At 74.8% G+C, this 14,824-nt stretch carries 10 protein-coding genes; 3 read left to right on the top strand and 7 right to left on the bottom strand.

Annotation, left to right across the window (positions count from 1 at the left end; translation table 11 throughout):
* The first annotated feature begins 2 nt into the window (after positions 1–2).
* Together ABZX85_RS12075 and ABZX85_RS12070 are read left to right on the top strand one after the other, a co-directional pair.
* A complete protein-coding gene (locus tag ABZX85_RS12075; protein WP_355865546.1) occupies positions 3–887 on the top strand; it encodes an SDR family NAD(P)-dependent oxidoreductase in 885 nt (294 codons plus the stop codon).
* A complete protein-coding gene (locus ABZX85_RS12070; protein ID WP_355865543.1) occupies positions 884–1,843 on the top strand; it encodes an NADP-dependent oxidoreductase in 960 nt (319 codons plus the stop codon). Before ABZX85_RS12075 ends, ABZX85_RS12070 begins: the two co-directional genes overlap by 4 nt.
* 10 nt (positions 1,844–1,853) lie before the next feature.
* On the opposite strand, the gene ABZX85_RS12065 is transcribed toward ABZX85_RS12070, so the two are convergent.
* From ABZX85_RS12065 to ABZX85_RS12040, 6 genes are all read right to left on the bottom strand, one after another.
* The gene (locus ABZX85_RS12065; RefSeq protein WP_355865540.1) at positions 1,854–2,702 is read right to left on the bottom strand and encodes a PhzF family phenazine biosynthesis protein; all 849 of its coding nucleotides are present in this window, start codon (positions 2,700–2,702) and stop codon (positions 1,854–1,856) included.
* 132 nt (positions 2,703–2,834) lie between these two features.
* Complete coding sequence (locus tag ABZX85_RS12060) at positions 2,835–6,314, bottom strand: S8 family serine peptidase (protein WP_355865537.1); 3,480 nt, start codon at positions 6,312–6,314, stop codon at positions 2,835–2,837.
* 222 nt (positions 6,315–6,536) lie between these two features.
* Positions 6,537–8,396 carry a helix-turn-helix transcriptional regulator gene (locus ABZX85_RS12055; RefSeq protein WP_355865534.1) on the bottom strand — a complete coding sequence of 620 codons (1,860 nt, stop codon included), beginning with the start codon at positions 8,394–8,396 and terminating at the stop codon, positions 6,537–6,539.
* Between the two features lie 356 nt (positions 8,397–8,752).
* Positions 8,753–9,808 carry an AAA family ATPase gene (locus tag ABZX85_RS12050; RefSeq protein ID WP_355865531.1) on the bottom strand — a complete coding sequence of 352 codons (1,056 nt, stop codon included), beginning with the start codon at positions 9,806–9,808 and terminating at the stop codon, positions 8,753–8,755.
* 70 nt (positions 9,809–9,878) lie between these two features.
* The gene (locus ABZX85_RS12045) at positions 9,879–11,333 is read right to left on the bottom strand and encodes a substrate-binding protein (RefSeq protein ID WP_355865528.1); all 1,455 of its coding nucleotides are present in this window, start codon (positions 11,331–11,333) and stop codon (positions 9,879–9,881) included.
* A gap of 50 nt (positions 11,334–11,383) precedes the next feature.
* Positions 11,384–11,740 carry a metalloregulator ArsR/SmtB family transcription factor gene (locus ABZX85_RS12040; protein WP_355865525.1) on the bottom strand — a complete coding sequence of 119 codons (357 nt, stop codon included), beginning with the start codon at positions 11,738–11,740 and terminating at the stop codon, positions 11,384–11,386.
* A 158-nt stretch (positions 11,741–11,898) separates the two neighbouring features.
* Between ABZX85_RS12040 and ABZX85_RS12035 the strand changes: the two genes are divergently transcribed.
* Positions 11,899–13,218 carry an amidase family protein gene (locus ABZX85_RS12035; protein WP_355865522.1) on the top strand — a complete coding sequence of 440 codons (1,320 nt, stop codon included), beginning with the start codon at positions 11,899–11,901 and terminating at the stop codon, positions 13,216–13,218.
* A 216-nt stretch (positions 13,219–13,434) separates the two neighbouring features.
* Here the strand turns inward: ABZX85_RS12035 and paaK are convergent, their stop codons facing one another.
* Positions 13,435–14,781: a phenylacetate--CoA ligase PaaK gene (gene paaK, locus ABZX85_RS12030; RefSeq protein WP_355865519.1), complete on the bottom strand. Its 1,347-nt coding sequence runs from the start codon at positions 14,779–14,781 to the stop codon at positions 13,435–13,437.
* Positions 14,782–14,824: the final 43 nt, after the last annotated feature.

The raw sequence follows: 14,824 nt of genomic DNA, 5'->3' as shown, positions 1-14,824 counted from the left end.
CGATGAACGAGACGGACGGCGCGGTGCGGGCACTGCGCGGCAAAGTGGTGGTGATCACCGGCGCCAGTGCCGGGATCGGCGCCGAGGCGGCACGCCGGTTCGCCGAACTGGGCGCCACCGTGGCGGTGGTGGGCCGGTCACGGGAGAAGACGGCGGCGGTCGCGACGAGGATCGGAGCCAGGGCGCACACGGCGGACTTCGCCTCGCTCGACAGCGTGCGGGAGGTGGCCGGCGAACTGCTGGCCGCCCATGACCGGATCGACATGCTCGTCAACAACGCGGGCGCGATCTTCGCCGAGCACCGGATCAGCGCCGACGGCCACGAGCTGAGCCTCCAGGTCAACCACCTGGCCCCCTTCCTCCTGACGAACCTCCTCCTGGACCGCCTGGCGGCGTCCCCCGACCCTCGGGTGATCAACACCGGCAGCAGCCAGTACCGCGGAGGCCACCTCGACCTCGACGACCTCGACGGCACCCCGGAGCGGTACGCCAAACTCAAGGCGTACGGCACGTCGAAGCTCGCCAACCTCCTGTTCATGCGCGAACTCGCCGGGCGCGCGGCGACCACCGGCGTCACCACCTCGGCCTTCCACCCCGGAGCGGTCGCCACCGAGGTCACCCGCGACAGCCGCTTCCAGCTCCTGGTCATGGACTCCTGGGTGGGCCGGCGCCTGCTCCTCAGCCCCGCCCAGGGCGCCCAGCCCCTGTTCCACCTGGCCTCCGCCGACGCCCGGTCGGTCAACGGCGCCTACTACCACCGCCTCACCCGCGAGGAACCCCGCAACCCCCAGGCACACGACCCCGAACTGGCCCGTCGCCTGTGGGACCGGTCGGCCGAACTCGTGGGCCTGCGCACGGAACCGGCCACCGACCGGAACACCCCGTGACGCCGCCCGGCACCACCATGCGCGCGGCGCAGTTCGACCGGGCGGGCGGACTGGAGGTGCTCCGCGTCCGCACCCTCCCGATCCCGACGGCGCGTCCCGGCCGACTGGTCGTCAAGGTCCGGGCGGCCGGCGTGAACCCCAGCGACATCACCTCCCGCCGATCCCGCTGGCCGCGCCTCCCGCGCGGCACCTGCTCGGACTTCTCCGGCGAGATCACCGAGGCGGGCCCCGGCGCGGGCGACCTCCACCCCGGGCAGCCGGTCTGGGGCTGGCTCGGGCCGTTCGCGCTCACCCGGTCCACCGGCGCGGCGGCCGACTACGTGGAGGTGGAGTACGACCGGGTCGCGCCCGCGCCGGTCACCGTCCCCCTCCGGGACGCGGCGGCGCTGCCCCTCGTCGGCCTCACGGCGCTGCACGCGCTGCGGGACGTCGTACGCCTGCGGCCGGGGCAGCGGCTCCTCGTCGTCGGGGCGGGCGGCGGCGTCGGCACGGCCGCGATCCAGTTGGCCAAGGCGATGGGCGCGGACGTCACCGCGGTCGCCGGCTCCGCGAAGCACGCGCTCTGCCGGGAACTCGGCGCCGACCGGGTGATCGACCACGCGGCGCCCGCGCCGGCGGTCCGCGTGCGCGACCACGACGCGCTCCTCGCCTGCCACGGCGCGGGCCTCCGCACACACCTGGACCGCCTCCACCGCACCGCTCGCGCCGCGGTCCTCCCCGCCCGCTCCTTCCCCTACGCGATCGCCTCGTCCCTCCTGCCGGGCCCCCGCGTCCGTATCAGCGCCGCCCGCCCGCTCCGCCACGACCTCGAAGAACTGGCCGAGCACGTCGACAGCGGCACCCTCCGCCCGGTCATCGACCAGATCCACGCCCTGGAGTCCGTCCAGGAGGCCCACCGCGCGGTCGAGACGGGCCACACCCGCGGCAAACACATCATCGACCTCGCCCTGACATGACCCCCTGGGCTCAGAGAGCGGCCGTGCCCCGGAAGCAGGTGATGGTCGTCCCGCCGACCCAGACGGTGCCGTCGGGGTCGGCCGTGACGGTGATGTCGCCCGCCCGGTCCAGACGGGCGCCCTGGGAGACCCGGTAGTGGGCGGGTGCCGCTCCCGTGCCGGTCAGCCACTGGCCGACGGAGGCGTTGAGGCTGCCGCAGACGGGGTCCTCGGCGACGCCGGCGGCGGGGGCGAAGGCGCGCAGTTCGAAGGCGTGTTCCGAGCCCGGGGGGTGGGCGCCGACAGCACCCACCATGGCGGTGGGGATCTGCGAGAGGTCGGGTTCGAGGGCCAGGACCTCCTGGGCGGTGGCGAGCCGCAGGACCGCCCAGCCGGGGCCGTTGTCGACCCACTGGTGCGCCACGACCCGGTCGCGGGTGATGCCGAACGCCGTGACGAGCCGCTCCAGGTACTCCTCCTCCAGCGCCCCGCTGCGCAGGGTGGGCGGCGCGGCGAAGGACAGGAGTCCGTCGTCGCGGCGCAGCGTCACCAGCCCCGCCCCGCACTCCTGCACGACGCGGCCCTCGGTACGGGGAACCCCGCCGTGTTCGAGCCAGGCGTGCGCGGAGCCGAGTGTGGGGTGCCCGGCGAAGGGGAGTTCACCGGCGGGCGTGAAGATCCGCAGCCGGTAGTCCGCTCGCGGGTCCTCGGGCGGCAGCACGAACGTCGTCTCCGACAGGTTCGTCCACCGGGCCACGCGCCGCATCGCCCCCTCGTCCAGACCGGCCGCGTCGAGCACGACCGCCACCGGGTTGCCGAGATACGGGGTCGCGGAGAACACGTCGACCTGGGCGAAGGGGCGCGGGCGCGGAGTGGGCATGAGGGCCTTTCGTCAGCGGCGCGGTGGGCGCACGGGGAATCGCGCGCCCACCGTAGGACCGGTGACCATCCCAGCGGAGCGTCCGCGCCCCGCGGCAGGTCCAATCCGCATGAACTGGCCTGACTTGGAAGGTCAGCCGAGCGGGTAGGCCCGGATCACCGTCTGGGTGAAGGTGTTGCCCGCACGGTCCGTGCCGCCCGCGCGCAGGGAGACCCAGCCGGCCGCGGGATGGGTCACGGTGGCCAGGCCGGCGGAGCCGTGGACCCGCGCGGAGACGGTCGTCCAGGTGGCGCCGTCGTCGAAGGACACCTCGACCTTCACCGTGGCCAGGCTCCGGTTCCCGCGCGGCCCCTGCTGCTGGACCGTGAACGGGAGGCCGGTCTCGGTGGCGGCCGGGGCCACGCCGTCGAGGTTCGTGCGGGGCTGGAAGCGCAGCACGGTCAGCGGGAGCGCGGTCGGCTCCTGCGTCGCCGCCGAGGTGAACGTCCAGCTCGCCTCGATCCGCTGCGAGCGCTGGCCGTGCCAGCTCGTGCTGCGGGTGCCCGTGACGTCGAGCCGGTAGGCGGAGCCGGCGGCGGGCACGTCCCAGAAAGAGGTGAAGTTGTCGAAGCTCGTCTCGTCCTCCCAGGGACTGTTGAGGCGGCCGACGAGGGCGCCGTCCCGGTAGAGGGTCGCCGAACCCCGGCTGAAGGCACGGTCGTTCCAGTTGTAGTGGTACGGGTCCGAGTCGCCCCACAGGGACAGCGCGGGGGTGATGCGGTTGCCGGCGCGGCTCAGGAACTGCCCGTTCGCGGGGAGCGCCGGGCCGACCGCCGGGAGGTTCCAGTGCTCCTCGGTGGTGGTGCCGGGCCGGTAGGCGCGCGGGCCGGACTGCTGGCGGCCGAGCGAGTAGTAACTGCTGCCGTCGGGGGTCATGTACTGCCCGAGGACGCCGGTCCAGGTGACGTCCGGGTCGGCGCTGTAGTACTCCACCCGCCGCGCGGCCAGCGGCACGTTGCGCACCACCGAGACGAGGCTGGTCTGCCCGCCCACGAACCCCGAGACGATCCGCGCCGCCCCGGCCCGCGAGCCGTCCCGTTTGCCGTAGACGGCGTTCACCCTGGCGAGCCGGCGTACCGGGACGTCGTAGGCGAGCCGCTCGGGGATGCCGCCCTTCTTCTCCTCCAGCAGGGAGTAGACTGGGTCGGCGAGGATCGCCTCGGGGTCGGACGTCGTGGCGAGGGTGGTGCGGTAGTAGTAGCGGAAGGACGCGTCCCGCCGCGCGGCCGGGGTCGGTACGGCGGACAGGGGCGTCGTCGAGTAGTACGGGGTGAAGACGCCGAACGACGAGTTCTCCCGGTCGCCCGCCGGGCCGACGGCGGTGGTCTGGGCGCCGAAGTCCCGGAACAGCGGGGTGACCGCGTCGTCCGGGACGCCCACGGACGCGGGCCGGGCCTTGCGGGCGTCGAACCGCACCGACACGTCCGCTCCGAGATCGACCAGGGGCCGCCCTTCGAGCGTGGTGTCCGTGACCGCCCGGGTGTCCGGGTCGATCGTGGTGGTGAGGGCGGTGAGCGCGTACCTGCCCCGGGGCAGCCGGAGGCTCGCCTCGGGGACGGCCGTGTTGATCACGGCGCTCGGCGCGAAGCCGGTCCGGTCGAGCCGGTGGACGACGACCGCCGTCCAGTACGGCGCGATCGGCGTGTTCCCGTTCCGGTCGACGGCGGTGAGGCCGAGCGAGTAGCTCTCCTCCTCGAACCGCGCCCCGACCAGCGTCTGCACCCGCGTCCCGCCGTCGGCCGACACCGCTTCGAGACGCCATCCGTACGACCCACCGCTCGCCGGTACACCGGTCGTCGGGTCGATCGTCACGTCCACCGAGGAGGTGCCGTGGGCCGGGACGGTGACCTCTCCGGCCGACAGCCGCAGCGTGCCCTCCGGTGCCGTCGCCCCCTCCGGCGCGCTCTGCGTGGGACGGACCGTCAGCGTGACCGGCGTGTCACCGTCGTTGCGATAGGTGACCGTCCGGGTCTCGGCCTTGTGCGCGGCGTGCGGCCAGGTGAACTCGCCGAACGTCTCGGTCGCCGGCGAGGCGGTCACGGACTGGCCGGTGCCCCGGGCGACGTCCGCCAGCCCGCTGCCCTGGACGAGGACGCTCTGCCCCGGCTGCGGGCTCGCCGTGGACATGAGGGCGTCCTTGAGCCGCTCACCGTCCCAGCCGGGGTGCCGCTGGGCGAGCAGCGCCGCCGCGCCCGCCGTCGCCGGGGTCGCCATGGACGTACCCGACAGGGCCGTGTAGTTGTCGTCGACCGGTCCCTGCGGTCCGGCGGGGTCGACGTCGCCGACCGGGGTGCCCTTGGCGCGGGCCGAGATCACGGCGACGCCGGGAGCGGTGATGTCCGGCTTCAGGGCGCCGTTCCCGAGGCGGGGGCCACGGCTGGAGAAGGGGGCGATGGCGCCGGTGGAGTCCACGGCGCCGACGGTGAGCGCCGCGTCGGCCGCGCCCGGCGTCCCGATGGTGGTGACACCCGGCCCGGTGTTCCCGGCCGCCACGACGAAGAGGGTGTCGCTCCCCGCCGACAGCGTGTTCAGCGCCTCGGAGATCGGGTCCGTGCCGTCGCTCGGGGCCCGGCTGCCGAGGCTCAGGTTGACGACGTCGGCGTCCTGCGCCACCGCCCACTCCATCCCGGCGATGATGTCCGAGCCGAAGCCGCTGCCGCCGGCGTCCATGACCTTGCCGACCAGCAGCGAGGCGCCCGGGGCGACCCCCTCGTACCGGCCGCCCGAGGCGGCGCCGCTGCCCGCGACGATCCCGGCCACGTGGGTGCCGTGGCCGTTGTCGTCGTCGGCGTTCGCGGAGCCGTTCAGCAGGTTCTTCTCCGCGGTCACCTTCCCCACGAGGTCGGGGTGGTCGCGCTTCCAGCCCGTGTCGAGGACGGCGACCTTCACGCCCGCGCCGGTGTATCCGGCGGCGCGGGCCGCCGGGACGCCCATCTGGACGTTGCCGACGTCGTCGAGGGCCTTGACCGGGGTGTCCAGCCAGACCTTCGTGAGACCGGACCTGAGCCGGGCGGCGCCGCCCGTTTCAGAGCCGCCCGTCCCCGACGCGCGGACGAGGTCCGCCCAGAAGGCGCCCGCCCTGTCGTGGTCCTGCTCCACGGCGGTGGCGTGGATGCTCCGCAGCTCGTGACGGACGCCGGCGCCGTCGGCGGAGGCGAGCGTCGCGGGCGTACCGGCGCCGGTGTGCGCGACGATCAGCGGGAGGGCGCCGCTCGCGGGGCCGCCTCGGGCGAGGACGTCCAGGTCGAACAGCCGGGCGTCCAGGGTGCCGTCGGCCACCATCCCCAGCGCGTCCGACGGGATGACACTGAAGCTGTCCGCCTCCTCACGCTGGTAGAAGACGACGTCCGAACGGCCCTCGCCGGCCCGCACCTCGACCGAGCGCCGGCCGCCGCCGAGCGCGGTGACATGGACGACGTCGCCGGTGATCAGGGTGATCGACGTGGGGTCGGAGGCGGGGCCCGGCGGGACCGCGGAGGCGGCGGGCGGGGACGCGGCGAGTACGGCGCCCGTGAGGGTGACGGCGAGGGCGGCGGCCGTCAGCCGGGGGCGGCGGGATGCGGGGGGTGTCAAGGAGAGTTCCCTTTCCGGGGGCGGAAGGTGGGGGAGGGGCGGCCGGTTCAGAGAGGCTCGAACCGGTCACCGTCCTCTGCGTTCTCTTCGCTCAGCTCGTCCTGTTCGCTCTGCCCGTCCCCCTCCTCGGGGGCGGGCGGCTGTCCGTGCGGGTCGACTCGCATGACACGACAGCGTGGCGCCCCGCCCCGCCCCACGGCGATCGGTCAGCCGACCGAAAAGTTAGCCGCGCGCCGCCGACTCCCCGAACTCGTCCGAGTCCAGGGCCAGTACGCCGGTCTCGACGGCCGCCCGGACCACGGCGGTCCGCGACGACACCCCCAACTTGCGCATCGCGGAGCTGAGTTGCGTGGCGACGGTCTTCGGCGACACGAACAGGGCCTCCGCCGCCGCCCTGTTGGTCAGCCCCCGCGCGACCAACGCCACCACCTGCCGCTCCCGGGGGGAGAGCCGGCTGCCGTAACCGCGCGGGCCCCTGCGCCAGGGACGGGACACCTCCACGCCGTGCTCCCGCAGGAGTCGGGCCACCCGGTCCGCGTCGGTACGCGCCCCCAGGGCCCACAGCCGCTCCTGCACCCCGCCGAGCACCACCAGGGCGCCGTCGACGTCCCCGAGCCGCACCAGACACCGGCCCCGGCGCTCCAGCGCGAGCAACTCGTCGTACGGGCGCGGCAGCTGCGCCCACAGCGAGGCCGCCACCCCGAAGCCCCCGGCCGCCCGGCCGAGGTCACCCCGGGCTTCGGCGAGGATCGCGTGCCCGAGCGTGGAGGCGGCTGCGGCGGCGGGCGCGTGCCGGTGGCCGGCCGGGTCGGTCTCGTGGGTGTCGTCCGGGTGCCGGCGGCCGGTCGTGCCGATCCCGTCCGCGTGCCGGTCGTCGTCCGTGGGGGTCCGGTCCGTGGGCCGTTCGCCGCCCGTGCCGGTCCCGGCCGCCTCCCCGACGCCGCCCGCGAGGGGCTCGCCCGTGTGCCGCTCGCCGGTCGCTTCGACGCCGCCCCCGCCGGGGTCACCGGTGGTGCCGATCCCGCCCGCGCCCCGTTCCTCACCCGTCCCCGTCCCCTCCCCATACCGCCGCAGCAGCCGTTCCGCCCGGTCGAGGCGGCCCGTGCCGGTCAACGCGTCGAGGCGGGGGGCGAGAACGTCGGTGGCCCAGAGCCAGGCGTCCTTGTGGGCGGCGAGTCCGACGACCCGGCCGGTGACGTCGAGGGCCGCCTCCCACTCGCCGTCGGCGACGTACGACCGGGCGAGCGCGGCGGCGGAGAGGCCGGCCTCGGGTTCGCACAGGCCGGTCTCGGCGAGTTCACCGGCGATCTCGCGCAGTTCGCGCCGCGCCTTCGCGCCGTCGCCCGTGGCGAGGGCGAGGACGGCCCGGATCTGCCGGACCAGGCGGGTGCCGTACGGGTTGGCGTTGCGGTCGGCGGCGAGCGCGGCGGCCGTCTCGTCCAGGCCGGCCCAGTTCCCCGTGCAGAAGTCGAGGTAGACGAACGGGACGCGGACGGTCGCTGTCAGCCGTCCGTACCCGGTCTCCGCGACGAGTTCGGCCGCCGCCGTCAGCCGGGAGCGGGCCTCTGCGTAGCGGCCCCAAGTGATGGCGATCTGGCCGACGTTGAAGAGGAACCGGGCGAGGAGCCGGTGTTCCGTCACCGAGTCCGCCGTCCGCCGGATCTCGTCGGCCGCCCGCCAGCCCTCCTCCTCGCCGAGCAGGAGCAGCGCGGAGGCGCGGTTCGTCGTCACCCGGAGCCGGTCGGACGGCGAGGCGATGCGCGGCAGGAGTTCCGTGGCGCGCGCGAGCCACGTCCGGTGCCGGGCCCCGGGCCAGTGCGGCACCAGCGGCATGCCCAGCGTGGACATCGCGGGACCGGCCAGCTCGGGCCGGTCGTCGAGATGGCCGACGGCGGCCTCGATCGCGTCGAACGCGGCCGGCTCCTGCCCGACGTCCCGCAGCAGCCGCCCCAGCAGCAACTGGATCTCACCGCGCTCCGGCCGCGCCAGGTCGTCGTACGACAGGACCCGCCGGACGGCGTCCAGCACGCTCCGGGTGAGGTCGCTGACGTCCCGCGCGCCGAAGACGGCGGCGCCGCCCATCGTGCGCACCAGCCTCGACCGGTCGGCCGTCGGCAGGCCCTCGGCGGTGAGCAGGCTCAGCAGGGTGAGGACGGCCGCGCGGTCGTCGCCGGACTCCAGCGCGACCTCGGCGCTGGCCTCCCCGTACCGGCACCAGCCCGCGACGTCGCCGGCCTCCCGGCAGTGCCGCAGCAGCCGGGCGACGGGCTCCGGCCGCAGCCCGCGCAGGCGCGTCGCGGCCCGCGCGTGCAGGCGGCGCCGGTCGGGGGCGGGGACGGACTCGTGGACGGCGAGCCGGTCCAGGGCGTGCCGGTAGCCGTACGCGCCGGGCGTCCACTCGCGCAGCAGCCCCGAGCCGAGCGCCGCCGCGAGCCCCCTCAGCCCGTCCTCGGCCGGCAGGCCGGCGACCTCGGTGAGCAGCGACTCCCGGAGGGCGCGTCCAGGACGGCGGCGGCCTCCAGGACACCGCGCGCGCCGGGGTCGAGCCGCGCGACCCGCTCCAGCACCGAGTCCCGCAGCGTCGCGGGCACCCGCAGCTCGCCGAGCACCCGGCGTATCCAGGCTCCGTCGCGGCGCACGACGTCCTCGCGGTCGCGCAGCAGCAGGACGTACTCCTCCAGTGCGAGCGGGACTCCGTCGGTGTGCTCGTGCAGGAAGGACACGAACTCCGGCGACACCTCGGGCGCGTCGAACATGGAGGCGACCAGCGCCCGGGTCCCGGCCAGGTCCAGCGGCTCCAGGGCCATCCGTACGAAGGTGACGTCCGCCGGGGTCCGGGAGGTCAGCCGGGACAGCAGCGAACCGGGCGCCACCTCGTCGGGGCGGTAGGTGACGACGACGGAGAGGCCGCTGTGGGCCGTGGCGGTGAGGGTGAGGAGCCATTCCAGGGTCGCCGTGTCCGCCCAGTGCGCGTCCTCGACGACCAGGACCCCGACGCCCAGGCGTCCGACCAGTTCGGTGAGCGCGCTCAGGATGCGGTGCCGGGTCGCCCGCGGGTCGTCCAGCCCTTCCGGCGGGGGCGGCAGCAGCGCGGCCCAGTCAGGCAGCAGCGGCCGTAACACCCCGGCCAGCGGCGAGAGTTCGAGCCCGGAGGGCGGGCCGGGGCACAGCCGGCGCAGTCCATCGACGACCGCGCCGAGGGTGAACGGCTCGGGCAGCGGAGGACAGGCCGCCATCAGCACACCCGACCCGCCCACGGCCTCCCGCACGAGCCGCGACTTCCCGATCCCGGGCTCCCCCTCGATCACCACGAACGCCGGCCCGTGCACCAAGGCCGCGCCCAGGGCGGCGAGTTGGTCACTCCGGCCGACGAAGTCGGGTGCGGGGCGCGGGACATGGGGCGGCGGGGCCGTACGGCTCGTCTCCCCGGGTCTCCCGCGGCCGGGTGGTTCCCGGTGGCCGGGTGGTTCCTTGCGGCTGGGGGCACTCGGCAATCCGCCACCTCCGGAGTCCTGTCGGAGCGGAACCTCATATTGTCATGCCCAGGCCGACCCCCGGTGACCCTCAGCCCGTGCCCGACCCCACCTGCGCACGGATCGCGAACCCCGTGGCGGTCGCCTCGGCCAGGTACATGTTCTGCCGCAGCCGCCCGTCTTCACCCACCGAGACCCGGCCGCGCGGCCCGCTCTGCGCGAGCCCCCGCAGTGCCCGGGAGACGTCGCCCCCGTGCGTCGACCCGGCCGCGCGCGCGGCACGGGCGAAGAGGTGCAGACCCTCGTACGCAGACTCCGCGAGCGCCGACGGCGCGGGCGCCCAGGGGCCGAAGGCGGCCCGGTAGCGGTGCAGGAAGGCGGTGTTCTCCGCCGTGTCCAGGGCGGAGTAGTACGGCAGGCAGGACCAGATCCCGCTGCCGGCGGCGCCCAGATGCTCGCGGGTGCTCTCCTCCAGCAGGGGAGCGAGCGTACGGACACGGTCTCGCAGCCCCGCCGCGTGGAGGCGCCGCTCGAAGTCGATCGAACTCCAGCCCACCAGACTGGACAGCACCAGCTCCGCGCCGGACGCCTCGATGTCCGCCAGCACGTCGTCGAAGGACGACTCACCGAACCGGACCAGGCGTTCACCGGCGACACCGCCGCCCTGCTCCTCCGCGATCCGGCGGCCCCGCGCGCACACCGCCCGGGGCCAGGAGTAGTCGTTGCCGATCAGGTACCAGGAGCGGCCACCGCTCTCCCGCATCAACGCCGGGACGGCCTCGGCGAGTTGGTCCGTCACCGACTCGCCGAGCCGGAACAGCGTGCCGTCCTGCACGGGGCTGCCCTCGTTCGCGGCGGTGTAGAGGTACAGCAGCCCCGACGCCCGCGCGTACCGGCTCACCGCGTCGAAGGTCGCCGAACTGTGCACGCCCACCACGGCCGCCAGAGCGCACCGCCGGTCGAGCGCGCGCAGCCGGGCCAGTCCCGTGCCGGCGTGGGTGTGGTCGTCGACCACCTCGATCCGTACCGGGCGGCCGTCGACGCCGCCGTCCGCGTTGATCTCCTCGACGGCCAGCGCCGCGCAGTTGGCGGCGGCCCGGCCGAAGAGGCCGGCGCTGCCCGACATGCTGGTCAGCAGGGCGACGCACGGTCCGGCGGGGTCGCTCTCGGCGGCGGGCCGGCCCGGGTCGCCCGTCATCCAGTCGAGCGCGCCCCGGCCGAGTTCGGTGACCGTGCGGACGCGGGTGCCGCCGGGTTCGCCGGTGAAGGTGAGGGTGATCCGCCCGGTCCACGGCGTCTCGTGCTCCAGCACGATCCGCCGGCAGGGCCGCATCTCCACGATGCGTGCCGTGCCCCGCACGGTCGCCTCGCCGCCCGGGGCCGCGAACGGCAGGGGCACGTCGACGCCGACCGCCGCGCCGGGGCGCGCGTGCTCGAACCGCGCGGAGAAGAGCCAGCCGGCGTCGCCGGTCCGGCCGAACATGCCGAACGCCTCGTGCGGCGGCACCGGGAGGTGCGTCTCGTTGACGAGGACGATCTCGTGCACGGTCACTCCTCAGCGGGCCGGGGCCGGGCCGGGTGGCGTGCCCGCGGCGGTCATCCGTTCTCCACCGCGCGGAGTCCGCCCTCCGGCCGGTGGTCCGACGCCGCGTCCCGCTCCGGGGGCAGCGCCTGCTCGTAGATCTGGCGCAGGAACGCGATCGCCGCGTCCGCGCGGTTGGGGCCCAGCCGGTACCGCCGGTGCTTGCCGTCGCGGACCTCGGAGACCAGCCGCGCGTCCCGCAGGACCCTCAGATGCGCCGAGACGGCGGTGCGGCCGATCGCCGGGAACGCCGCCGCGATGTCACCCGCGGACGGTTCGTGCTCCGACGCCAGCAGGGCCAGGATCGCCCGGCGGGTCGCGTCGTTGAGGGCGCGGAACACCAAGTCGCTCTCGTGGCTGTGGTCGATCACTTCCCGGACCTTTCCTCCGCGACACCGACGCGCCCACGTACGGGTACGCGTCGACCTTACCCGCGGCCGGACCTTGAAGCCGGGGCCCTTTTCCTTCAACATGTCATCGCGTGAACGAATGATGACATGAGTGTCGGGGCTGAGCGAGGGAGCGGACCATGGGCGAGACCACCACGGCGGAGCCGGACGTGCGGACGTCCCTGGCGCGTGCCGGGGAAGCGGCGCATCTCGGCGGCTTCATCACCCTCGACCCGGACGCCGCCGAGGCCGCCGGGAAGGCCGGCCCGCTCTCCGGCATGACCCTCGCCGTCAAGGACAACATCCACGTCGCCGGGCTGCCCAACACGGCCGGCACCCCGGCCCTGCGCGACTTCGTCCCCGCCCGGGACGCCTCCGCGGTACGGCTGGTGCGCGACGCCGGCGCCGTGATCCTGGGCAAGGCCAACATGCACGAACTGGCGCTCGGCATCACCAGCAACAACCAGGCGTACGGCCCGGTCCGCAACCCCCACGACCCCGCCCGGTTCGCGGGCGGCAGCAGCGGCGGAGTCGCCGCGCTGATCGCGGCCGGAGTGGTCCGGGCCGGCCTCGGCACCGACACGGGCGGCTCGGTACGGGTCCCCGCGGCCGTCACGGGCATCTGCGGGTTCCGGCCCACGCTCGGGCGCTACCCGGGGGACGGCGTGACGCCGCTGTCGAGCACCCGGGACACCGTCGGCCCCATGGCCCGCACGGTCGCGGACCTGGCCCTGCTGGACGGGGTCCTCGCCGGCGACGACACCCCGGTCGCCGTCCGGCCGCCGCGCTCGATCCGGCTGGGCGTGCCGACCGGGCACTTCACCGAACGCCTCCAGGACGAGGTGGCCGCCCGCTGGGAGGCGACCCTGCGCGACCTGACGGCGGCCGGCGTGTCCCTGGTCCCGGTCGACGTCGGCTCGTTCACCGAGGGCGAGTACGACACCGGCATGGCCATCGTGCTGTACGAGACCAGGGTGGAGCTGTCCGCCTACCTGGCGAAGTACCGGCCGCAGACCGACCTCGCCGCGCTCGCCGCCGCCATCGCCGGACCCGACGTGCGCGGGGTGTTCGAGAACTGCGTCCTGGACGGCGCCCCTGGCCTGGTCCCCGAGGACATCTACCGCCAGTGCCTCGACCGGCGGCGCCAGCTCCGCGCGGGCTACACGGACACGTTCGCCGCCCACGGCCTGGACGCCCTGGTCTTCCCGACCGTGCCGGCCACCGCCCTGGACCTGGCCACCTGCGACCAGGGCATGGTCCTGCGCGGCGAGCCCGTCGACACCTTCGCCACCTTCATCCGCAACACCGGCCCCGCCAGCGTCGTCGGCGCCCCCGGCCTGAGCATCCCCATGGGCCTCGCGGCCGACGGCCTGCCGACGGGCCTGGAGATCGACGCCCCGATCGGAGCCGACCGCGAACTCCTCACCCTCGGCCTGACCCTGGAGCGGATCTGCGGCTGACGGCGCTGCCGGGTGACCGGAGGCGGTGACGAGTCACGCCGGGGTGAGCCGACCTGTAGCCCGTCGGAGAGGGCATCGCCACCGCGTCCGCGGACGACATGACCGGCGGGCCGCCTGCGACCGGCGCGCGCCGCCTGCCCCGCACGCGTGCCGGCCGTACGGCGTCGTGGCGCCCCGCGTTCCGGACCCGTCCGGCTCGTCGAGTGAGGGGCGGCGTCACGCCCCGCGGAGGTCCTTCACCCGGCGCAGCTTGCCCAGGGAGCGTTCCAGGGTTTCGGGGGCGACGATCGTCACCTCGACGGTGACGCCGACGCCGTCCTTGACGGCCTGGGCGATCGTCCGGGCGGCGGCCTCGCGTCGGTCGGGGGCGGTGCCGGGGCGGGCCTCGACCTGTAGGGACATGTGGTCCATGCGACCGCGTGCGGTGAGCTGGATCTGGAAGTGGGGGGCGACGCCGGGTGTGCGGAGCACGATCTCCTCGATCTGGCTGGGGAAGACGTTGACCCCGCGCAGGATGATCATGTCGTCGCAGCGGCCGGTGATCTTCTGTATCCGGCGGAAGGCGGGGCGGGCCGTGCCGGGCAGCAGGCGGCTGAGGTCACGGGTGCGGTAGCGGATGACCGGCAGGGCCTCCTTGGTGAGGGAGGTGAAGACGACCTCACCCTCCTCGCCCTCCGCCAGCACGGCGTCCGTGAGCGGGTCGACCACCTCGGGGTAGAAGTGGTCCTCCCACACGTGGAGCCCGTCCTTGGTCTCCACGCACTCCTGGGCGACACCCGGTCCCATCACCTCGGAGAGGCCGTAGATGTCGACGGCGTGGATGTCCGTCCGCTCCTCGATCTCGCGGCGCATCTCCTCCGTCCACGGCTCGGCACCGAAGATGCCCACCTCCAGGGAGGTGGTCCGGGGATCGACGCCCTGCCGCTCGAACTCGTCGAGCAGGGTGAGCATGTAGGACGGGGTGACCATGATGATCTCGGGCCGGAAGTCCTGGATGATCTGCACCTGGCGCGCGGTCATGCCGCCGGACGCCGGGATCACCGTACAGCCCGCCCGCTCGGCCCCGTAGTGGGCGCCGAGGCCGCCGGTGAAGAGCCCGTAGCCGTAGGAGACGTGCACCTTGTGCCCGGGACGGCCGCCGGCCGCGCGGATCGAACGGGCCACGACGTCCGCCCACACGGAGAGGTCGTTCTCGGTGTAGCCGACGACCGTGGGGCGGCCGGTGGTGCCGCTGGAGGCGTGGACGCGCCGCACGTCCGCCATCGGCACGGCGAACATGCCGAAGGGGTAGGTGTCCCGCAGGTCGGCCTTGGTGGTGAAGGGGAACCGGGCCAGGTCCGCCAGCGACCGGCAGTCGTCGGGGCTCACCCCCGCCTCGTCGAACTTCTTCCGGTACAGCTCCACGTTGTCGTACGCGTGCCGCAGGGTCGATCGCAGGCGGTCCAGCTGGAGTTCTCGCAACTGGTCCCGGGTCAGCCGCTCGGCGTCGTCCAGCAGGTCGTGGGGGAGGGGCGCGCCCGTGCGGGGCGCGGGGGCCGCCATGGCCGTCGGCTCGCTGCTCATCGCGACTCCTTCGTCGTGGTGCCCGGAGTCACGGTCGTGCGGA

It is taken from the genome of Streptomyces sp. NPDC004539 (assembly GCF_040610055.1).
Lineage (GTDB): Bacteria > Actinomycetota > Actinomycetes > Streptomycetales > Streptomycetaceae > Streptomyces.
This window is presented reverse-complemented; position numbering and strand designations above follow the sequence as displayed.